General features: G+C 61.6%; 17 protein-coding genes. 7 read left to right on the forward strand and 10 right to left on the reverse strand.

Going from position 1 to position 22,096, the window contains the following annotated elements; all coding sequences use genetic code 11:
* Positions 1-670 precede the first annotated feature (670 nt).
* The 6 genes from K3758_RS08725 (at position 671) to K3758_RS08750 (ending at position 10,283) form a co-directional block, all read left to right on the forward strand.
* Positions 671-4,327: a vitamin B12-dependent ribonucleotide reductase gene (locus K3758_RS08725; RefSeq protein WP_259943998.1), complete on the forward strand. Its 3,657-nt coding sequence runs from the start codon at positions 671-673 to the stop codon at positions 4,325-4,327.
* Between the two features lie 662 nt (positions 4,328-4,989).
* Positions 4,990-7,383, forward strand: a complete 2,394-nt coding sequence (locus K3758_RS08730; RefSeq protein WP_259943999.1) for a TonB-dependent siderophore receptor — start codon at positions 4,990-4,992, stop codon at positions 7,381-7,383.
* Between the two features lie 61 nt (positions 7,384-7,444).
* Positions 7,445-8,128, forward strand: coding sequence for a Fe2+-dependent dioxygenase (locus K3758_RS08735; protein WP_259944001.1), 684 nt, complete (start codon positions 7,445-7,447; stop codon positions 8,126-8,128).
* Positions 8,129-8,131: 3 nt separating this feature from the next.
* A complete protein-coding gene (gene exbB / locus K3758_RS08740) occupies positions 8,132-8,977 on the forward strand; it encodes a tonB-system energizer ExbB (protein WP_259944002.1) in 846 nt (281 codons plus the stop codon).
* A gap of 5 nt (positions 8,978-8,982) precedes the next feature.
* Positions 8,983-9,441, forward strand: coding sequence for a TonB system transport protein ExbD (gene exbD, locus K3758_RS08745; RefSeq protein WP_259944005.1), 459 nt, complete (start codon positions 8,983-8,985; stop codon positions 9,439-9,441).
* A complete protein-coding gene (locus K3758_RS08750) occupies positions 9,438-10,283 on the forward strand; it encodes an energy transducer TonB (RefSeq protein WP_259944009.1) in 846 nt (281 codons plus the stop codon). The genes exbD and K3758_RS08750 overlap by 4 nt, the downstream gene beginning before the upstream one ends.
* Here K3758_RS08750 and K3758_RS08755 read toward each other — a convergent pair.
* The 4 genes from K3758_RS08755 to K3758_RS08770 form a co-directional block, all read right to left on the reverse strand.
* On the reverse strand, positions 10,268-11,368 hold the full coding sequence (locus tag K3758_RS08755) for an alpha-hydroxy acid oxidase (protein ID WP_259944013.1): 1,101 nt from the start codon (positions 11,366-11,368) through the stop codon (positions 10,268-10,270). The two genes, K3758_RS08750 and K3758_RS08755, sit on opposite strands and share 16 nt — an antisense overlap.
* A 196-nt stretch (positions 11,369-11,564) precedes the next feature.
* Positions 11,565-12,632 carry a tricarballylate utilization 4Fe-4S protein TcuB gene (tcuB, locus tag K3758_RS08760; protein WP_259944016.1) on the reverse strand — a complete coding sequence of 356 codons (1,068 nt, stop codon included), beginning with the start codon at positions 12,630-12,632 and terminating at the stop codon, positions 11,565-11,567.
* Positions 12,622-14,007 (reverse strand): FAD-dependent tricarballylate dehydrogenase TcuA, encoded by a 1,386-nt coding sequence (tcuA, locus tag K3758_RS08765; RefSeq protein WP_259944020.1) that lies wholly within the window; start codon positions 14,005-14,007, stop codon positions 12,622-12,624. The genes tcuB and tcuA overlap by 11 nt, the downstream gene beginning before the upstream one ends.
* The gene (locus K3758_RS08770) at positions 14,004-14,684 is read right to left on the reverse strand and encodes a GntR family transcriptional regulator (protein WP_259944023.1); all 681 of its coding nucleotides are present in this window, start codon (positions 14,682-14,684) and stop codon (positions 14,004-14,006) included. Before K3758_RS08770 ends, tcuA begins: the two co-directional genes overlap by 4 nt.
* Positions 14,685-14,772: 88 nt before the next feature.
* Here K3758_RS08770 and K3758_RS08775 point away from each other — a divergent pair, with 88 nt between their 5' ends.
* Positions 14,773-15,819 carry an AbrB family transcriptional regulator gene (locus K3758_RS08775; protein WP_259944026.1) on the forward strand — a complete coding sequence of 349 codons (1,047 nt, stop codon included), beginning with the start codon at positions 14,773-14,775 and terminating at the stop codon, positions 15,817-15,819.
* Here the strand turns inward: K3758_RS08775 and K3758_RS08780 are convergent.
* The 6 genes from K3758_RS08780 to K3758_RS08805 all read right to left on the reverse strand — a co-directional run bounded on the left by K3758_RS08780 (position 15,794) and on the right by K3758_RS08805 (position 22,040).
* Positions 15,794-16,768, reverse strand: coding sequence for a D-2-hydroxyacid dehydrogenase family protein (locus tag K3758_RS08780; RefSeq protein WP_259944030.1), 975 nt, complete (start codon positions 16,766-16,768; stop codon positions 15,794-15,796). The two genes, K3758_RS08775 and K3758_RS08780, sit on opposite strands and share 26 nt — an antisense overlap.
* Before the next feature lie 10 nt (positions 16,769-16,778).
* Positions 16,779-16,937 (reverse strand): hypothetical protein, encoded by a 159-nt coding sequence (locus K3758_RS08785; RefSeq protein WP_162931835.1) that lies wholly within the window; start codon positions 16,935-16,937, stop codon positions 16,779-16,781.
* 7 nt (positions 16,938-16,944) lie between these two features.
* On the reverse strand, positions 16,945-17,760 hold the full coding sequence (locus K3758_RS08790; RefSeq protein WP_259944033.1) for a universal stress protein: 816 nt from the start codon (positions 17,758-17,760) through the stop codon (positions 16,945-16,947).
* Between the two features lies 1 nt (position 17,761).
* Positions 17,762-18,850 (reverse strand): 4-oxalomesaconate tautomerase, encoded by a 1,089-nt coding sequence (locus K3758_RS08795; protein ID WP_259944035.1) that lies wholly within the window; start codon positions 18,848-18,850, stop codon positions 17,762-17,764.
* 11 nt (positions 18,851-18,861) lie between these two features.
* Positions 18,862-20,892, reverse strand: coding sequence for a tripartite tricarboxylate transporter permease (locus K3758_RS08800; protein WP_259944036.1), 2,031 nt, complete (start codon positions 20,890-20,892; stop codon positions 18,862-18,864).
* A 71-nt stretch (positions 20,893-20,963) separates the two neighbouring features.
* Positions 20,964-22,040: a tricarboxylate transporter gene (locus K3758_RS08805; protein WP_259944038.1), complete on the reverse strand. Its 1,077-nt coding sequence runs from the start codon at positions 22,038-22,040 to the stop codon at positions 20,964-20,966.
* Between the last annotated feature and the right edge of the window lie 56 nt (positions 22,041-22,096).

Here is a 22,096-nt window from a genome sequence, read left to right on the forward strand (position 1 = left end):
GTCCTTAGCGATCTAGGGGCTGTATCGGCTGGGATATTTCCACTCTGCACAAGATATAGTGTCTGCCGCCTGTGCTTTGGCAGATTTGCGCCAATGCCCGCGATGACCGTGATGATTCTGTCGCGGTTTTGCATTGAGCTGACGGGCAGGGGTGCTGGACCGCCTTCGGCGGCGATGTGCGGCCAGCTTCGGCGGGGCTGTCGCCCGCTCGGGCGCCCGGGGCTGTGGATGAATTCGACCAATCCCTCAAGCACCGCCCCTAACTCTGCCGGGGCAATGGATTATTTGGAATTCAGCGCTGCACCGGGCTTGCGGGTATCTCTGGGGATATCCTGAGGCTGAATCACTTCGCGCGCGGATGGCGCAAATAGGGGCGCATCGGTCAACTGTCTTGCCGGAAATAAAACGTAAAAAAACCGTTGACCGATTAGGTCTATCTACGTCAGTTTGTGGGGGTCAAGTAGAGCGCCACAAGATGTTGTGTGCAACGCAGCCGGTGCTTTGGCAGTGGGGACAGAATACAAGAACCAGTGTTTCAATGGGATTCCAGCCGCCTGCGTCAGCAGGTGGCACGGCGAAGCTCTGTCCAAACTGCCAACAAACGGGGGGAGGCGGTCTGCTTAGAGCGGGTCGGCTAAAGATTTTAAAAGTTTAGAAAAGGGCAGCGACGATGAAGATTGAACGGAATTTCACCAAAGCCGGGCAGGACGCCTATGCGGATTTGGACTTTGTCACCACGGTGTCAGAGATCCGCAACCCTGACGGTTCGGTGGTGTTCAAGCTCGACAACGTCGAAGTCCCGAAATCCTGGAGCCAGGTCGCAAGCGACGTGATCGCGCAGAAGTATTTCCGCAAGGCGGGCGTGCCAAGCGCCACGCGCCGCGTCAAAGAAAAGGGCGTGCCAGAGTTTCTCTGGCGGTCGGTCCCTGCCGAGGGCGCCGAGATGGGGGGGGAGACCTCCTCCAAGCAGGTCTTTGACCGTCTGGCGGGCGCTTGGGCCTATTGGGGATGGAAGGGTGGTTATTTCTCGACCGAAGAAGACGCCCGCGCCTATTACGACGAAATGCGCCACATGTTGGCCAGCCAGCGCGCGGCTCCCAATAGCCCGCAATGGTTTAACACCGGGTTGCACTGGGCCTACGGCATCGATGGCCCGGCGCAGGGGCATTACTACGTCGACTTCAAAACCGGGAAACTGACCCGTTCGAAGTCTTCCTATGAGCACCCGCAGCCTCATGCCTGCTTCATCCAATCGGTCGCCGACGATCTGGTGGGCGACGGCGGTATCATGGACCTCTGGGTTCGTGAGGCGCGGCTTTTCAAATACGGCTCAGGCACAGGCACCAACTTTTCATCGCTCCGCGGAGAGGGCGAGAAGCTGTCGGGCGGCGGCAAGTCGTCGGGTTTGATGGGGTTCCTTAAGATCGGGGACCGCGCCGCTGGCGCCATCAAATCCGGCGGCACCACCCGTCGCGCGGCCAAAATGGTGATCGTCGACGCCGACCACCCCGATATCGAAGATTTCATCAACTGGAAGGTGCTCGAAGAGCAGAAGGTGGCAAGCATCGTCGCCGGCTCCAAGATGCACGAGCAGAAGTTGAACCTCTTGTTCGACGCGATCAAGGCATGGGACGGCGCCGCGGTGGATGCCTATGACCCCGCCAAGAACGACCAACTAAAGGCCGCGATCCGCGAGGCCAAGAAGGTCGCGATCCCCGAAACCTACGTCAAGCGCGTGCTGGATTACGCCAAGCAGGGCCATACCGGCATCGAATTCCCGACCTATGACACTGATTGGGACTCTGAGGCGTACAACTCGGTCTCGGGCCAGAACTCCAACAACTCGATCCGGGTCACCAACGCCTTCCTCAAGGCGGTGGAAAAGGACGCCGATTGGGAATTGATCAGCCGCACCGAGAACCGTGTGGTGAAAACCATCCGGGCCCGCGATCTTTGGGATCAGGTCGGCCATGCCGCATGGGCCTGCGCCGATCCGGGGATCCAGTACCACGACACGGTGAACGACTGGCACACTTGCCCCGAAGACGGTGCGATCCGCGGCTCGAACCCCTGTTCGGAATACATGTTCCTTGACGACACCGCCTGCAACTTGGCGTCGATGAACCTGCTGACCTTCCTCAAGGACGGCGTTTTTCAGGTCGAGGATTACATGCATGCCTCGCGTCTGTGGACCGTGACGCTGGAGATCAGCGTGATGATGGCGCAGTTCCCCTCCAAGGAGATCGCGCAGCGCTCTTATGACTTCCGCACACTTGGGCTTGGCTATGCCAATATCGGCGGGCTGTTGATGAACATGGGCTATTCCTACGACAGTGACGAGGGCCGTGCCCTTGGCGGGGCGCTGACCGCGATCATGACCGGCGTGGCCTATGCAACGTCGGCGGAAATGGCGGGCGAATTGGGGGCCTTTCCGGGCTATGCCAAGAACGCCGAGCATATGCTGCGCGTCATCCGCAACCACCGCACCGCCGCCTATGGCAAGGCGGATGGCTATGAGCAGCTTTCGGTCAAGCCAGTCCCGCTGGATCACGCCAATTGCCCACAGGCTGGGTTGGTCGACATCGCCAAATCCTGCTGGGACGAGGCGCTGAAGCTGGGTGAGGTGCATGGCTACCGTAACGCCCAGACCTCTGTCATCGCACCCACCGGCACCATCGGTCTGGTGATGGATTGTGACACCACGGGGATCGAGCCCGACTTCGCGTTGGTGAAGTTCAAGAAACTCGCCGGGGGCGGGTACTTTAAGATCATCAACCAATCCGTGCCCGCAGCGCTTGAGAAACTCGGCTACGGCTCGGCCCAGATCGAAGAGATCGTCAGCTACGCCGTGGGCCACGGCACCATCGGCAACGCGCCTGCGATCAACCATACCACGCTGGCGGGCCACGGCTTTGGCGCGAATGAGTTGGCCAAGGTGGATGCCGCGCTGAAGCAGGCATTTGATATCCGTTTCGTGTTTAACCAATGGACGCTGGGCGAGGCGTTTTGCACGCAGGTGCTGGGCATCCCGACCGAAAAGCTGAACGACCCAACCTTCGATCTGCTCCGCTCCCTCGGTTTCAGCAAGGCGGATATCGAAGCGGCCAATGACCACGTCTGCGGCACCATGACGCTGGAAGGCGCGCCGCACCTCAAGGCAGCGCATTACGGCATCTTCGATTGCGCCAACCCCTGCGGCAAGAAGGGCAAACGCTATCTGTCGGTCAACAGCCACATCCATATGATGGCGGCGGCTCAGAGCTTCATCTCGGGGGCGATCTCCAAGACGATCAACATGCCGAATAACGCCACCATTGAGGACTGCCAAAAGGCCTATGAGCTAAGCTGGTCCTTGGGGATCAAAGCCAATGCGCTTTACCGCGACGGTTCAAAGCTGAGCCAGCCGCTGGCAGCCGCGCTGGTCGAAGACGACGATGACGCCGCCGAAACGCTGGAAAGCGGCAACGCGCATGAGAAAGCCGCCGTGCTGGCCGAGAAGATTGTCGAAAAGGTGATCGTCAAAGAGATCATCAAATCGCACCGCGAGAAGATGCCGCAGCGCCGCAAGGGTTATACCCAAAAGGCGAATGTCGGCGGGCATAAGGTCTATCTGCGCACCGGCGAATACGAAGACGGCAAGCTGGGTGAAATCTTCATCGACATGCACAAGGAAGGCGCGGGTTTCCGGGCGATGATGAACAACTTCGCCATCGCGGTTTCCGTGGGCCTGCAATACGGCGTGCCGCTGGAGGAGTTCGTCGACGCCTTCACCTTCACCAAATTCGAGCCCGCCGGCATGGTGCAGGGCAACGACAGCATCAAACAGGCGACCTCGATCCTTGACTATGTGTTCCGCGAACTCGCCGTGTCCTACCTCGACCGGACCGATCTGGCGCATGTGAAGCCTGAAGGCGCGACCTTTGACGATCTGGGCCGGGGTGAGGAAGAGAACCTTGGGAATGTGAGCGAGTTGAGTGAGAACGCGGCGAATAAATCGCTTGAGGTGCTCAAGCAAATCAGCTCGTCCGGGTATCTGCGCAACCGCCTGCCGCAAGATCTTGTGGTGCTGCAAGGCGGCCAAAACGCGGACGCAGATGCGGGCCTGCAGGGCCTCGCGCCACAGATCAGCGGCAGCGGTGACATGGCCTTGGCGGTGAAGTCCTCCACTGCCGTGAGTTCCGGCGGGGTCAGCCTTGATGCGCGGGCCAAGGCCAAGATGCAGGGCTACGAAGGCGAAGCCTGCGGCGAATGCGGCAACTATACGCTGGTTCGCAACGGCACCTGCATGAAGTGCAACACCTGCGGCGGCACCAGCGGCTGTAGCTAAACGGGGTTGTGGCGCTCATTTGCGAGGGTTTTGAAGCCCGAGGGCGCCTAAGTGCTCGCAATTTAAAAAGGCAAAGCTTCAGGTCCATTGGGTCTGGAGCTTTATTTATGTCCGGGTGCTACGTCTGTACCCACTGGTTCAGACGTTTTGCGCTTTCCGATGTCGGAGATACGAAATCGCGTGGCCGTCTTACTGATCGCGGTCTGCAGACGCGCTGCGCGACGCCGAAGACACCCTCTGTGAACCTGACTTCCGCTGGTTCTTGGGGGCACCGGTTCGATGCGCCCCCGCCCGAATAGCGAAGACGCAGGCTGCTACCACGCTAGAGCCCAGCCGCTTTCACCGCCCATCCAGCCTCAGTCATGAAATCCTTCACTGCCCGCGCCCGGGCGCAAACGCCGCTCCCCAAGTGGTGTAGCCTCACAACAGGGCGCTATACTTGACTATTTTAATAAGGTTCATATCTTTACTTACTAAAATACGCAGGTTAAGCGGTGGCCCATTCAAATAGCCAGCCGTTGGAAGCGCGGTCAGCAAGAAAAAATCTTCTCCGCGAGGGACTTATGCGCCGTACCAACGACAGTCAAAACTGCACAGACAAAATTCACAGACATTCCACGCTGGTGGTCGGGGGCTTCGGGGCCTCCTTGGCCATGGCTTGCATGGCCACACCCGGCGCCGCGCAGGACAGTGATCTGATCATCCTGCCAACAGTCGAGGTCGAGACGACCGAAGAACCAACCCCCCAGCCGGCGGCAAAGCCTGCGCCTCGCGCCGCCCAGCCAGCGCCACGCCGAGCGGCCCAGCCGCGTGCCGCTGAACCCACTGTCTGCACAGCTGCATTGGCGGGCACCCCCGTCTGCGCCGCCGAAGAAGCCGCGGAACGCCAAGCGCAGGAACTGGCCGATGCGCAGGCCCGCGCGGCCGCAAAAGCGGCGGCAGGCGGCAGTTCGTACGTTGATCAAGACGCCCCATTCAAAGCCAATACGCTTGCCAACAGTCGGATGCCCGGCCCGCTGAAAGACAATCCGCGCACGGTGACAGCGATCACCCAAGAGGTCTTGGAAACCACCGGCACAACCAGCGTGCGTGAGTTGGCGCGGTCGACACCGGGCATTTCGCTTGGCTTCGGCGAGGGCGGGAACTCCTTTGGGGACAACATTTATATCCGCGGGTTCAAAGCCAACAACGACACCTATACCGATGGCATCCGCAGCCCCGGCACCGGTGTCGCCGAGACGTTCAACACTGAGCAGGTCGAAGTCACCAAAGGCCCGGCGGGCACAGTCGGCGGGCGCGGTACCACGGGCGGCGCGATCGATGTGATCACCAAAAGCCCGCAGGATGTTGATTTCACCAAAACGGTGACCACTGTCACCGACGCGACCACCGTGCGTCAGACCATCGACACCAACAAGGTTATCAACGACCGTCTGCAACTGCGTTTCAACGGAATGCTGCAAGATGGCGAAGTGGCCGGGCGCGATGAGATCACCGATGACCGCCGGGGTGCTGCACTGGCGCTGAAATTCGCGGCGACCGATGCGCTGACTTTGGAAGGCAACCTGAGCTACACCAAGATCGAGCAGACGCCCGATTGGGGGGTGCCCTACGTCAACAACGAAGACCTGGGCCTGGTCGGTCCGGTCACGGAATACGGCATCGACCGGGATACTTTCTACGGGGTGCCGGGCCGCGATTTCCAGACTGTCGAAGAGACGGTGGCCACGGCCAAGGCAACCTATGCCTTTGACAACGGCATGACGCTGACCAACACATTCCGTGCGGCACGGTCGACCAACGACTATGTTTTGACAGCACCCAGCAGCCTGATCGACAATGATTCCACCAATCCCGAAGATTGGGACGTCGGGCTCAGCTTCAAAAGCTGGAACCAGCAAACCGATGTGCTCGCCAACGTTCTGGAACTGAGCGGAGCCGCCCAATTCGCCGGCGCGTCGCATGCCTATGTGTTTGGCCTTGCCACCTCGCGTGAAGAGATTGAGAAGTTGAGCTACTCAAACCTCTCCAGCGAGGATTATGAGCCACCGGCTGGCCAACGCGGCTGCACCGTCAGCGCCGTCAATCCCGATCCCATCGGGGAAGGCTGCTGGAGCGGCGAAGAACCCGTATTGGGAACGGACCTTACGGAAACGACGGTCAAGACCACCTCCCTCTATGCGCTGGATACCGTGACCCTGTCGAACCGCCTAAAGGTCAACGGCGGGCTGCGGGTGGATATGTATGACATCTCGCGTAGTGGCGGCACCGGCGAAGATGCCTATGAGCTGTCGCGCGATGATGTCATGCTGAACTGGAACTTGGGGGCGACCTATGCCTTCACCGACCGTCTGAACATCTATGCAGCGGCGGCTACTTCGACCAACCCGGCGGGGCAGGAACTGGAAGCGGGCGGCGGTTTTTACGGCGGGCTGGATGATAACGGGTCAGGGCTTGCACCCGAAGAGAACACCTCGCTTGAAATCGGTGCGAAATACAGCTTCACGCCGAACCTTCTGTTCACTGCGGCGCTCTATCAAACCACCAAAGACCAAGCGCGTGAGGATATCGGGCCGCGCGGTGCGACCGTCACCTCCGACACGCTGAAGTACCGCATGCGGGGTCTTGAACTCGGCGTTGCGGGCAAGGTGACCGAACGGCTGAGCCTTTTCGGCGGCGCCAACTTCATGGACAGCGAAGTCTTGCGCAGTGCCGACAGCGACAACATCGGTCTGTCGGTGGCAAATGTCGCACATGAGCAGTTGAACTTGTTGGCCACCTATCAGGTGACGGACCGTTTGATGCTCGGCGGGCGGGTGAACTATCAAGGTGCGATTGATCTGGGCAGCGTGGCCGCCAATGGCCGGTCCATTCCCGACGCCTTTACCTTTGATTTGCTGGGTGAATACGAAGTCGCCGACAACACCATGTTGAAGTTGGCCGTCACCAATGTCGCGGATGAAACGGTCTATGACGCCGCTTACCGTTCGGGCACGCCATTCACCTATGTCGCGCCGGGCCGTGAAGTCTCCGTCTCTCTGGAAATGAAGTTCTAAACCGCAGCCATCAAGGCGGGCAGCCCTCCTGGGGTTGCCCGCTGACAGCAAGAGGTATGATATGCTGATCACGATCCCTTCGATCCTGAGCAAAGACGACGTCAAACAGGTCCGCGCGCATCTTGATGCAGCTGATTGGGAGGACGGAGCCAAAACCGCAGGCGCGCAATCACGGGAGGTCAAACGCAATCAACAATTGCCGCCAACCTCGGACACGGCGCAAACATTGGGTAAGTTCATCTTGCAAAAGCTGACCAGTGATCCGCTGTTTCTGTCTGCCGCGCTGCCCGCAAAAATCCTGCCGCCGATGTTCAACAAATACGCGCAGGCCGAAACCTTTGGGGCGCATATCGACAATGCCATTCGGGTGAACCCGCTGACCCAGGAACGGCTGCGCACCGATCTGTCGATGACGCTATTTCTCAGCGAGCCAGAAGACTACGACGGCGGCGAATTGGTGATCGAGGATCACTATGGCCGCCAGACCGTGAAACTGCCTGCGGGGGATATGATCCTTTATCCGGCCACCAGCCTGCATGAGGTCACCCCCGTGACCCAAGGGGCGCGGGTGTCGTCGTTTTTCTGGCTGCAAAGCATGATCCGCTCTGACGCAAACCGCCGCATCCTGTTCGATCTGGATCAATCCATCCAGGCGCTCAGCGACAGCATCGGGGCCAACGATCCCGAAACAGTGCGTCTGACCGGGATCTATCACAACCTTATTCGCACATGGGCCGAGACTTAAACGATGAAGCTTTTTCTGGTTTTTCCCGCTGCTGCCTTTTGTATCGCCGCAGCCCCCGCCGCCGCTTTCGATCTTGAGACGGTAACCACGCTCCTTGAGCAGGCCGAGCATGACGAGATGTCGCCCCTTGGCATGTTCATGGCGGCCGATTGGGTTGTCAAAGGCGTCATGCTGTCGCTGCTCTTTGCCTCGGCTCTGGTCTGGGTGATTTTTGTCGCACGGGTGATGATCCTGCGATGGGAACGCGGCGTGCTGCGCCGCCGGTATCGCGATCTGGACAAGGCAGGCTCGCTGGTTGCGGCGCGTGCGCGTTTCGCCAAACGCAAAGGCGTCATGGGGCAGATGGTGCGCGCAGCCGAGCGTGAGCGCGCAGCCTCGGGCACGAGTGCCGGGATGAAGGCAGGGATGAAGGCCGGGATCAAGGAACGCGCGGGGTCGGAAATCGCGCGGATTGAGGCCGGGGCCGCCCGGCGCATGGGGCTAGGGGCAGGGGTCTTGGCCAATGTCGGCTCGGTTGCCCCTTTTGTTGGGCTGTTCGGCACCGTTTGGGGGATCATGAACAGCTTCATCTCGATCTCGGAAAGCAACACCACCAATCTGGCCATCGTGGCGCCGGGCATTGCCGAGGCATTGTTGGCAACGGCCATCGGTCTTGTCGCGGCGATTCCTGCGGTGATTTTCTACAACATCCTCGCGCGGGGCTTGGGGGGCTATAAGGTGATGCTGGCCGATGCGGGCGCGCTGGTCGAGCGGACCTTGTCGCGCGATTTGGACCTTGCCGATGATGAGATGGCAGGGGCACGACCCGCCTACCATCTGGGGTCCGTTTCAGCCCCGGCGGCGGAGTAGGCGGCGTGGGTGCGCGGCTGCGCGGTGACGACGAGGGCGATCTCAGCGAAAACAGCGAGATCAACGTCACCCCCTTTATCGATGTCATGTTGGTTCTGCTGATCATCTTCATGATCGCGGCCCCGCTGTCGACGGTCGACATCCCGGTGGAACTGCCCGTAGCGGTCGCCGAAGCCCCGGAGCGCCCCGCCGAGCCGGTTTTCATCACCATCACTGAAGACCTCGCCCTTTCAGTGGGCGAGACGGCCACGACGCACGACAGGCTTTATATCGACGTCGGCATCGCCACCTTGCAAAAACGCGACACGCGGATCTTCATCCGCGCGGATAAATCCGTGCCCTATGGTGAGTTCATGCGGGTGATGAACATCCTGCGCGCAGACGGGTTTCTGAAAGTCGGGCTGGTCGGACTGGATGAAAATGTAGAAGAGGCAGCCATGCCTGAGCCGGAGGCGGCGCAGTGAGCCTGACCTACGCCTCGCGCAGCGTCAGGCCCGTTTTCTGGGGCGTCGCGATCGCCCTAAGCGGTGCGCTGCATGCAGGGCTTCCCGTCTTGCTGCTTGATCAGCCCCCCGCCGCAGAACCCGCCGAGCCCAAGACAGAGGGGATTACCGGCGCGATGATGTTCGATCTGTCGGACATCATCGCGGCCCCCTCGGCCTTGCAAGAAGACAGCGTGGCGCAGATCGAGGCCCAGGATGCGCCGACGGTAACCGAAAGCCCTGAAGTTTTGGAGGCCGCTAAGGCCGCCGAACAGCCAATTCTAAGTCAGATACCCTATGACGTTGAGGACGAGAGCCTGAAATTCGGCGTGGCCGCCCCCGAGCCCGAAGCCGAGACTGAGGAGGTGGCCGAAGAGATCGCTGCCGAGCAGGACCCCGAGCAAATCGACGCGGAAAGCCAGATCGGCGCCGAAGCGCGGCAGGCCTCTGAGCAGTCTGTCGCCGGGGTTGAGGCAGAAACCGAAGCGGAAACCGCCAAGGCTGAAAGTGAAGGGCTGACCGCCGAGCAGACGGAAGAGATCCGCGACTGGCAGAAAAGCATCGTGTTGTTGATCAGCGGTGCCAAAACCTATCCGGCCAAGGCGCGTAGCGACCGGATCGAAGGCGAGGTGCAGGTGCGTTTCACGCTGGACCGCTACGGCGCGCTAATCGCGGCTGAGGTGGCGCATTCCTCGGGTTCAGAAATCCTCGACATGGCTGCCGTGCAGACGGTCAAGACGCTGGAAAAGATGCCCACGCCGCCCAACTATCTGAAAGGCGACGAATTCACGCTGATCATCCCGCTGCGTTATAGTTTCAGGTGAACCATATCGCGCTCTATGTCTTGCACCGTTGCGCAGCCGCTTAGCAACATAGCGATTTCCAACTCGTCGCGCAGCAAGCGCAACACATGGCTGACGCCCAAATCGCCAGCCACCGCCAATCCGCAGGCGATGGGCCGCCCGATCAAAACGGCCTTTGCCCCGAGGGCTAGCGCGATCAGGATATCAACCCCGCGCCGGATGCCTCCGTCCATCAACACAGGGTAATCCGGTCCGACCTTGGCAACTATGGCGGGCAGGGCGCTTAGCGTTGAGGGCCCGCGGTCCAGCACCCGGCCACCATGGTTTGACACGATGACGCTCGCCGCGCCGATCCTCTGCGCCTGCGCTGCATCCTCTGGATGCAGGATGCCTTTCAGCAGCAGCGGAGCCTCTATCGCCTCAATCAGCCAAGCGACATCTGCCCATGTGGGCAGGGTCTCGGCGATGTGGTCAAAGATGATCGACTGCGCGTCTTCACGCGGCGTGAAGGCAGGCGGCGTGAACCGCGCAAGGTTGACCGCGCTGACATCAGCCGGCAGCTGAAACTGCGCCTCGATTTCGCGGTCCCGCACCCCTTGGACGGGCGCATCAATGGTCAGGATCAATCTGGTGAAACCCGCGTCCAGTGCCATCTGCGCAAGCGCTTGCGTGGCCTCTCTGCTCCCCAACCAGTGCAGCTGAAACCAGTCACTGCCGGGGCCGCTGCTGCGCACCCTGTCGAGCGGTTCGCTGCTCTGCGCGCTCAGCACCATCTTGATCGACTGGGCCTCGGCCGCGCGGGCGGTTGCCCTCTCGCCTGCGTCATGCAGCAGTCGGTGATAGGCAAAGGGCGCAATCAGAAAGGGCGCAACAAGCTTTTGTCCCAGCAGCGACACCTCTGTCGACCCGCCCCGCAGATCGCGCAGCATCCGTGGTGTGACCTGCGCCTGCTGAAAAGCGGTTTCATTGGCTGAAGCGGTCTGCCCATCCCCGGCACCGGCCAAGAAATACGCGCGGTTGCGCGGGCTCATCCCTGCGCGTGCACGGCTGTAATAATCGTTCAATGTGCGGGGCAATTGGTCTGAATCAGGGGCTGTAAAACTCAATGTTCCGGCTCCATGCAACGCCCGACCTTGCAAGCCGCCAGAGCCTATGCTTCGACGGATAGGCGTTATTTACCGCAATTGGATGCTGGGTAAAACCCAATGCTGGCCTTATCGGCTCAGAGGATGAACATTCCCAACATTGGTTTTGTCATGAACCTGCGCCGCTGCGGGTCCGGCCCACGCTGTACCATTTCTCTCAACCCCCCTCACGCCGCTGCGCATCACGTACCAAAGCCGCCATTCGGTAAAACCCATGCGCCATTTTGGTGAAGGGTGTCAGCAAAAAGAACGCAAGCACGGCGCCGAGGTGAATAACCAACAGGCCCGGCATCCAGCCAGAACCGCTTGCCGCATAGAGCAACAGCCCGCTCAGCCCGACAAACCCCAGCAACCCGGTAAATGCGATCTCTCCGCCAAAAGCGTTGGTCGCACCGAGTGATTTATCTGACCGCAGCTTGAGCCAGACCATTTTCCCACAGCCCAACACCAACAGAACACCGCCCGACAGTCCAAGGATTTTGGGGGCGGAGAACAGCCCGTAAGGAGCGGGCATACCAAGCAGGTAATGCATCAGCGTCGCCACGCTGGTCGAAGCAAAGCACAACAGAAAGCCGTACATGATTGCCTGATGCGCATAGCGGCGGGCGTGGGTGAAACGGTCTTCGTCTTCAAAGTTGCAACCGTCGCCATGCCCGCCCTTGAGGTTGCGCATGTTCGCGATTGAGGCGATGGCGCCGCGCAGATGGGGCAGACGAACCGGGGCACCGCCGACTGTTTGCCAGTAACGGCGCAGCCCGATGGCGATGCTAATCAGCGGAAACAGAAAGGCGGGCAGAAAGATGGCCACCATCGCATTGTGGGACAGCACCGCATAGAAACCTACGCCCCCCGCAGCGGCCAACGCGCGGGCGGCCCAGAACAGCAGGGCAAAGCCCAAGACAGTGACGAGCACAATGGCAAGGCCGTTTTTCTGGAAGGCCTTCCCGGCGGCACGGGGAAAGGCGAACTCCTCCCAACTGTCTTGGCGCACATCGGCCAAGGCTTGGGGCAGGTTCAGGTCAAATTCATGCGGAGCGGTGTATTGGCAGGCGTAATAGCAGCCCCGGCAGTTGTGACAAAGGTTCGCCAGTTGCGTCAGATCCCCGTCAGAAAAGGCGCGTTCGACCTGAAGGGCAGGGAAGACCGAACAGTAGCCCTCGCAATAGCGGCAGGCGTTGCAGATTTCGGCCTGACGGCGTGCTTCTTGGAGTAGATCAATTTGCATGGGCTGCGGCCTCCTTGCCTGCGATACGTCCGAAAACGGTGCCGATGGTCATGCCAAATCCGGCAAGATAGCCTTGGCCCAAGATCGAGCCCGCCATGGTTTCGCCCGCCGCCCAGAGGTTGCTGACCGGGCGGTCGCCGATGGAGCATTGCGCGTTTTCGTCCACTTTCAGGCCAAGGTAGGTAAAGGTGACGCCGGTCCTGAGGGAATAGCCGTAGAACGGCGGCTCGGTGATCGGTCGCGCCCAGTTTGTCTTGGGCGGGGTCAGACCCGTGGTCGCTACGCCATCAAGTTCGGTGGGGTGGAAGGCACTTTGATCGCCGCAGGCTTCGTTGAACTCGGCCACGGTGTGCTCCAGCGCATCAGCGGGCAGGCCCATCTTTCCCGCCAGTTCCGCCAGCGTATCGGCCTTGATCGGGGGGAAGACCGAAGGCATGAACAGGTTCAACGATTTCGCGTCGATGATGACATAGCCGACCTGATCGGGCTGGGCGGCCACCAGTCGGCCCCAGATGGCGTAGCGTTTGGGCCAGACATCCTCGCCCTCGTCATAGAACCGCTGTGCGTCTTTGTTCACGACAATGGAGAAGGGCACGCAGTCAAGCCGCGTAACGATTCCGCCGTCGAACTTCGGCGCGCGCCCGTCAATGGCGACCGCGTGGCACTGGGTCGGGTCGCCCACCTGTGCAATGCCTTGATCCAGCAGGTCTGCCAGAACCACGCCGCGATTGTAGGGTGTGCCCCGGATCAGGAAGTTCTTCGCCGCCGGCCCCCAGGCGCGCGCCAGCCAATCGGTGTCCGCCTGAAAGCCGCCAGAGGCCACGACCACGGATTTGGGCGAGAGGCTCTTGGCGGCCCCCTCGTGGGTGTAATCCACCCGCGTCACCCGGTCGCCGTCCAACTCCAGATGGGTGACGGCAGCTTCATAGAGCACATCCACGCCCAATCCTTCGGTGGTGCGGTAATAGGCATTCACAAGGCTTTTGCCACCGCCACGGAAGAAGGCGTTGGTGCGGGCAAGGGACAGGGTGCCCGAGAGCGAAGGCTGAAACCGCACGCCATGTTCTTCCATCCACGGTAGGCATTCCTCCGACGTGCGGATGGCGAGACGGGCGAGGTGCTCATCCGTCTTGCCACCCGTCACCTTCATCAGGTCGGCAAGATATTCGTCTTCGGTGTAGCTTTCGACCAGCGGCCCCAGTGGTCCGTGGTGCATGCAGCGAAAGTTGCGGGTATGGCGCGAATTGCCGCCCCGGTAGGGTTTTGGCGCGGTCTCAAGGATCAGCACGCGGGCGCCCGCTTCTGCGGCGGTGATCGCGGCACAAAGGGCTGCATTGCCGCCGCCGATCACGACGATATCGTAAGCCTCGGTCACAGCAGGTCTCCGTCATAGGTCTCATCACGCGAGGGCTGCGCGCGCAGGGCGCGCACCCGGACCCGTTGGGCCGCTTCGATATGCGCGCGCATGGCCGCTTCGGCGAGGGCAGCATCGCGGGCCTTGATCGCATCGAGAACCCCAAAGTGCTCTTCCACCGCATTCTCGGCGCGGGCAGGGTCGGTCAGCGTCGTCGGGCCGAGGATCATCAGCGTCTTTTGCAGCGTATGGATTGACCGGGTCAGGAAGCGGTTCTTCGCAGCGTCCAGAAGGGCTGCGTGGAACTGACGGTTGAGCGTGAAGGCCTCAGGCACATTGCCCAAGGTGGCGAGCTGCTGGTTCATGTCCTGAAGCTCTTCGATCTCGATGTCCGATGCGGCGCGGGCGGCCAACCGTGCGGCGGTGCCCTCCAACACGGCGCGCATCTCGTAAAGCTCCATCACCTCGGCATAGTCCAGCGTGCGGATGCTTGCGCCTTGGCGGGGGATATGGGCCACGACGCCATCGGCCTCCAACTGGCGGATCGCTTCGCGCACGGGGGTGCGGGAGACGCCCAAGCGCTCGGCCAGCTCCGTCTCACGCAGGCGGTCGCCGGGGTTGAGCCGTCCGGCGCGCAGTTCATCCATCAACTGATTGTAGGCAGAGTTGCCCTGCGGTGTGCGGTCTTCTTCGCTCATGAAACCCCCTCTGATAGGTATTGCATACAGGTGGATACAATCGTATCCAGAAAGGGTCAAGCCCGGAAGAAAAAGTGAGTTGAACCCTATGCGCCTCTCCCAACCGACCCGCCGTCGTGCGCTGACCTTGATCCTCGCCGCGGCTGGTACTGCGCTCTTTTGGTGGCTCGATCTGCCGCTGCCATTCCTTTTCGGGCCGATGGCCGCCTGCCTTATCGCGGCATTGTCGAAGGTGCCGATCAAAGGCTTCGGCCAAGTCTCGGTCGCGGCGCGCACGATCCTTGGGGTGGCGGTTGGGGCCTCGATCACGCCTGATCTGTTCTACCAACTGCCACAGATGGCGATGTCGGTGACGCTGGTCCCGGTCTTTATCGCGCTGATCGGGATTATCGGCGTCCCGTTCTTTCGGCATGTGTGGGGCTTCGACGCGCCGACGGCCTATTACGCCGCGATGCCGGGCGGCTTGCAGGATATGGTGATCTTTGGCACCGAAGCGGGGGGCGATCCGCGGGCGCTGTCGTTGATCCACGCAACGCGGGTGTTGATTATCGTCACCCTCGCGCCTGCTTTTCTGACGCTGGCTTACGGGGCAGGGCTGACCAATCCCATCGGCGCGCCGGTAACGGAACTGCCGGTGGGGGAGATGGCCTTGATGGCCGCCGCCGCCCTGATCGGCTGGAAAGGAGGAGAGAAGATCGGCCTTTTTGGCGCGTCCATCCTTGGCCCCATGATCGTGACCGCCGTTCTGTCACTGGCCGGCCTGATCCACAGCCGCCCGCCAGCCGAGGCCATCCTTGCCGCGCAGTTCTTCATCGGCTGCGGGATCGGGGTGCATTTTCTGGGCGTGACATGGGGCGAGCTGACGCGGGTGGTGCTGGCGGGCATCGCCTATGTACTAGTGCTCGCCGTCTTGGCCGCAGGTTTCACCGGGCTCGTCACCTGGGCTGGGTTGGGCGATCCGGTCGAGGCGTTCCTTGCCTTCGCGCCGGGCGGGCAGGCCGAGATGACGGTGCTGGCCATCGTCACCGGGGCCGATCTGGGCTTTGTCATCACGCACCACCTGACCCGCATCGTGTTGGTGATCGTCGGCGCGCCGCTGGTCGCGGGGCTTATGGCGCGTAGACGGAAGGGTTGATCATATGGATCGGCGCGCCCGCTGCATAGGCGTTCACCTGTTCGAATATATCCGCGAATTGCTTGTCGAATTCGTCTTCGGTGACAAAGCCGATATGCGGGGTGGCGATCAGTCTGGGGTGCGAGAGCAGCGGGTCATTGGGATCCGTTAGCGGCTCGGTATCAAAGACATCCACTGCCGCTGCGCCCAGATGCCCGGCGTTGAGCGCTTGCAGCAGCGCGCCTTCGGCAATGAGCCCGGCGCGCGAGGTGTTTACCAGAACCGCGCGGGGCGACATGGCGCTGAGGTCTTCCGCGGTGACACTGCCGCGGGTCTTAGGTGTTAGCCGGAGATGCAGGGAGACCACGTCGCAGGACCCGAAGAACGCCACGCGGCTCGCGGCGACGGGTTCCCCATCAGCTTTCGCCCGCGCGCGCCCGGCGTCAGAGCCCCACCAGATAACATCCATGCCAAAGGCGCGGGCATAGACCGCCACAACACGCCCGATGCGTCCATAGCCATAAAGCCCCAGCCGACGCCCGCGCAGGCTGCGCCCTACGCCCATCTGCCAGTTGCCCGCCTTGGCGCTCGCCATCTGCTGCGGGAGTTGCCGCATGGCTGAAAGGATCAGCGCAAAGGTTAGTTCAGCTGCCGCGTGATTGGCCCCATCCGCGCCTTTGTTGGAACACAGCAGCACGCCCTTATCGGTGCAGGCCGCGACATCCACATGCGGATAGGCGCCGCGCTGCGAGATCAGGCGCAAGTTCGGCAGGCGCTCCAGCAGCCCGCGCGTCACCTTCGTCCGCTCGCGAAAGAGCACCACGCAATCGGCATCCCGCAAATGGTCGGCCAAGATCGCCTCGTCAGAATGATGGTCTGTCCAGACGGTGACTTCGTGCCCCGCCAGCAGGTCAAAGCAAGGCAACCCGCGCAGGGTGTCGAACCAGTCGTCGAGGATATGAACCTTCATCCCGGGCACCCTATGCGGAAAGCGCGTTGATCGCTTTGCTGACCCGCTCATGCAGGATGAGCAGATCAGGGTCGCGATCCTTCTGCGTGCCGATGCTGGCGATCAACTCGGCGCGCAGTTTTTCCAGATCACGGCGGGCGACGTGGATTTTCTCGTAATTGGTCATCATTCGCTTCTCAATGGGACAACAAAACGGGGATTTTGATCTTTTCCAGCACCTCGGCGGTCACGCCACCAAGGAAATCTTCGCGGAACTTGGAGTGCTCATAGGCACCGAGCACCAGCAGCGAGGGATCGTGCCGCTCGCAGTAGGACAGCAGGGTCTGCGCCACCGGATGGGTGGTGGGAAAGTTCTCATGCACCGCTTCGACGCCGTGGCGGTCAAGATGGGTCATCAGATCGGGAATCGGCCAAGAGGTGCGTTTGCCGACCGTCAGAACACTGACCCGGCCATCGGCCTCAAGCAGGCGCAGGCTGTCCGACAAGGCCCGCGCGGCGGCGCGGCCCCCGTCCCATGCCAGCGCCGCGTGGCTGTGCTGCGCGCCCGCGTCATAGCCTGCCGGAACCACGATCACCGGACGCCCAGATTGTAGCGCGATCCGGTCTGGGTGGTGGGTCACATGGGCATCATCGCTTTCGGCCCGCGCGCCGACGATCAGCATATCATAGTACCGCGCGCCTTCGGAAAGCAGCGTGTCGACGCGGCCCGTCTCCTCGCGGAAATCCAGTGCGTCGCCCAGACCAACGGCCGGGCGTAGCTCTTCGAACCGGCGGGTGACTTCGGCCAAGATTTCGCTGTTGGCAGCCTCCAACAGGGCGCGGGCCTCTTCGGGGATCCAGCGCGAGCGGCGGTCGATCACCTCATGGGCGGTATGGGCAAGGATCGCCGTGACATGCGCGCCGCGCTGTTTGGCGAGGGAAGCGGCATAGCGCAGCGCGGCGACGGAGGCGTCGGATCCGTTGAAAGCGACAAGAAGGTTCATCACGGGCATGTCAGTGACCCTCCCAAATGCGCGAGGGGACAAAGACACAGCCATCCGCCAGCTTGCGCGCCGTCCGCAGCAGCCCGGCAGAGTTCAGCGCAAAGCCGTCAGACGTGTCGTAATCCACCAGCACGTCAATCGTGCCGGAGGCATGTTCGAGCACCACATCGGCGGGGCTTTGGGTGGGGCGTTCCAACAGGCCATCGGCCACACTGCCGGGCGTGAGCGCGCAAGACGCGAGGCATTGCGCCCCGGTCACCGCCATGGAGGGGTGCGTGTTCCACGGCATGAAATAGCGCGTCGCGATGGTGCCGCCGTCGCGGGCCGGGGCCAGCAGACCGAACTTTGGCGTGACGGATTTTGCCACGTCCCCCATGCCCATGGCGGCTCCGGCCTGAAGGCGAATTGCCTCCATCCGCGCTAAGAAATCTTTGTTCGCGTCGAGTTCGGCGACGCTCTCATAGCCCGTCAAACCAAAGTCCGCCGCGCGGGCGATGACCATCGGCATGGCGACATCCATGCAGGTGACTTCGATCCCGTCAAAGGTATCGCGGATGTTGCCCGTGGGCAAAAACGCCCCGGTCGAAGATCCGACGACGCCCATGAAATTCAACGCCACGGCGGCGCCGGCACCGGGCACGCCCGCGATCTCGGTGTCGCCGTCATAGGTGAGCACGCCGCCGGGGGTTAGGACTTTGGACAGCACCTTGGCCCCGGTGTTGACGGCGTGGATTTTGACATCTGTCACATCGCCGGTGGGGTGGACGAGGCCCAATTCCACCGCCGCTGGCCCGACGCCCGACAGGATGTTGCCGCAGGTCGGTTTGAAATCGACCAGCCGATCCTCGACCGAGACTTGGGCAAAGAAATAGTCCACATCGGCCCAACCGTCGTCCGAAGGCGAAAGCATCGCGACCTTGGTGGTCACCGCCGCGCCGCCGCCGATCCCGTCGATGTTCAGCGGATGGCCGGAGCCGACCACGGCGAGCAGCACTTCGGCCAGCGTTTCGCGGTCTTCGGGCAAATCCGCGCGGTTGAAGTATGGCCCCCGCGAGGTGCCGCCGCGCATGAAGAGATAGGGGATAGCTGTCTGTGTCATCTCTAAACTCCTCAGTTCAGCGGCCAGGGCAGATCGACTGCGCCTTGCAGCAGACCCGGCGGGAAATCACGGTTGAGTGCCCCGGCCATGACGCACATCAGCGCGATGCCGCAGGCCGTCAGGATCAGGGTTTTCGGCCAATGCGCCTGCGCGCGAACCCTCAGGAAGCTGATCAAAAAGCCCAAGAGCGCGAGGATAAAGCCGACGAAGTAGGTCGCGACGATCAGACCCACGAACCACGCGAGCGTGCTCCACAGGCCATAGGGCGCATCCGCGTCCTCGCCCGAGACTTCCTTGTCGGCAAAAATCGCATCGCTTTCGGGACGCAGGATCATCTGCACCAGCAGGATCAGCAGCGCAGCCAGGGCGATGCCCCCCACGACCAGCGGCACGATCTTGTCGGTCATGTTGTAGTCGGGGATCAGCGAGGCATTGATCAGCGCGGCCACGACGTAGCCCATGAGGGCCAGCAAAAAGACCAATGGCGCGCGTTTGGAGCCGGACTGGACATCGCCTTCGGCCATGATCGACTTGGCCTGCCGCAGACCCAGCACGACCGAGATCACGGTGATGATCAGCAGCACGATGACGATGGGGGAGAAGACATACTCCATGCCTTCCTCAAAAGATTTGCGGAACCGGAAAGAGGCGATTTGGAACGCTTGGTTCGAGAATTTCTCGACCGGGTTGGACAGAACGAAACCAATCAAGAAGGCTGGGCGCGACCAGTCGAAGCGGCGCAGGAAGATGCCGATCAGGCCGATCACGAAGAGCGCGAGGATGTCTTCGAAGTTCTGCCCCGACTGGAACGCCGCGAAAGAGATCAGCATGAACAGGAACGGCGCAAGGTAGGTGAAACGGATGGTGGTCAGCTTGGCGATGCCGCCCGAAGCCGCGATGCACAGAAGCGTGCCGACGACATTGGCCAGCGCCAGCAACCAGACGATCGAATAGGTGATGTCGAGGTTGTCGCGCAGCATCGAGGGGCCGACTTCGATCTCGCCGGAGCCCAGCAGGGCGATGGCACCGATGAAAATCGCCATCGAGCCGGAACCGGGAATACCGAAGAGCAGGGTAGGGACCAAGCCGCCGCCCTCTTTCGCGTTGTTCGAGCTTTCCGGCCCGATCACGCCGCGCACTTCGCCTTTACCGAAATTCGATTTGTCTTTCGTCGTTTGAACCGCGTGGCCATAGGCGATCCAGTCAACGACTGACCCACCAAGGCCGGGGATGACGCCAACGACCACGCCGATCAGCGAACAGCGCACCGACAGCCATTTGTTGGCAACCCAGTCGCGCACGCCCTCGCCCCAGCCCGCGCCGAGTTTGGCTTCTTTGGAAATCGCCCGGTCTTGGCGCAGAAGCGAGACGATTTCTGGCACGGCAAAGATGCCAAGGCCGACGATCACCAGTTTCAAGCCGTCTGTTAGATAGGGGATGTCATAGGTCGCCATGCGCAGGGAGCCGCCCGCGTCCGCCTCACCGATGGTGCCGATCAGCAGGCCGAGGCCCGCGGCCGCGAGACCTTTGAGCGCCACGCGACCCGCGAGTACCGCCACCATCGACAGGCCGAGGATCGAGATCATCAGCATCTCGGGCAGGCCGAAGGACAAGACGATGGGCCGCGCGATGACGATGAACATCGTCAGGAACGCCGCGCCGACCAGACCGCCGAAGAGCGATGAGGTGAACGCCGCCGAAAGCGCCCGCGCGGCTTGGCCTTTCTTGGCCATCGGAAAGCCATCGAGCACCGTGGCTTGGCTGGCCGAAGACCCCGGAATGCCCATGAGGACCGAGGCGAATGTGTCAGAGGTTGGCACCACCGCGACCATGCCGATCATCAGCGCCAGACCCAGCACAGGGTCCATGCCGAACATGAAAGGCAAGAGCAGCGACAGCCCCGCGATCCCGCCGAGGCCGGGAAAGACCCCGACAGCGAGGCCCATGACCACGCCCAGCACCAGATATCCCAGAACCATAGGTTGCAGAATGAGAGCCCATGCCTGGCCAAGCGCAGGCAGAGCGGTTGCGAACAGATCCATCGCACCGACCTCGAAATGTTAGAATAAAGGGGGGCGGCCCCGGAATTGACCCGGGGCCGAGAGGGTTCCGCTTACTTCAGCGAAACGCCATAGGCTTCTTGCAGCCAGTTGGTGACGAAGGCTTTCGCCTCCGCAGAGACGGTCGTGCCGCGCTTCGTCGCCTTTGCCGCGCCTTCGCCTACGAAGACGGGGTACTTACCGACACGTTTCTCGGCAATCTGGGCAAAGTCTTCGCGGTTGCGCACCGCGTCAAAGGCCGCCGTGTAGGTCGCGATCACATCGTCGGGTGTGCCTGCGGGCAGGAAGGCAATCTTTTGCACAGGGAAACCTGCGATAAAGAAGGCTTTCCATGCGTCCCATGCCTCGCCTTCGGTGGCGCAGCCTTCGGTCGCTTCGCAAACTTCCTTGAAAGTCGCGATGTCGGGGAAGGTGGGGTCGCGAACGATGTTGCCGTCCTCGTCCAGTGCGCCCCAAGTCATCATCGGCACGGCCTGACCTTTTTCGACCAGATCCGCTGAGGCCCCGAGGTAGCTCGACGAGGTCTGATAGTCGATCGTGGCCTCGCCGCGCTCAAACATCAGACGGCCATCGCCACGGCCCTTGATGCCAAAGACAGGCTCGACGTTCATGCCCAGCATTTCCCATGCCAGCAGCGGCACGAGGTCAAGGCGCGTGGCCCCCTGCGAGCCATAGATGAAGTTGACGTCTTTGAGGTTATTGGCAGTGCCGTCGAATTTCTCACCGTCTGTGGGGTTCAGATAAGCGACCCCACCGGTGCCCGAGGCCATGACCGGGTTCCAGTCGCTGTACTCATAGCGCACCCGCGGATCGTCCAGCAGATAGGGGAACTGGGTCGAACCGGAGGTGCCGAAAAGGACCGTACCGTCGTCATGCTCTTGCTCTTGGAACCAGTTGGCGCCTTTGGTTGAACCTGCACCCGGCATGAACTTCACGACGACCGTGGGGTTGCCGGGCAGTTCTTCGGACAAAAGCGGCGCAAAGAAGTTGGCCCATTTGGCCGAGCCGCCGGTTTCCGAGAAGGGGATGACCCACTCGATGGTTTTGCCTGCAAAATCGACCTCGGCCAGCGCCGGGGCGGCGAGGCAGGCGGCGGATGCAGCGGTGGCGGCGAAATACTTGATAGTCATAGGTGTCCTCCCGTAGACATTCTGTAGCGGTCAGACTTTCACATCTGCCGTCGTTC

This window comes from Sulfitobacter sp. W002, assembly GCF_025142135.1.
In the GTDB taxonomy this organism is placed as follows: Bacteria; Pseudomonadota; Alphaproteobacteria; order Rhodobacterales; family Rhodobacteraceae; genus Sulfitobacter; species Sulfitobacter profundi.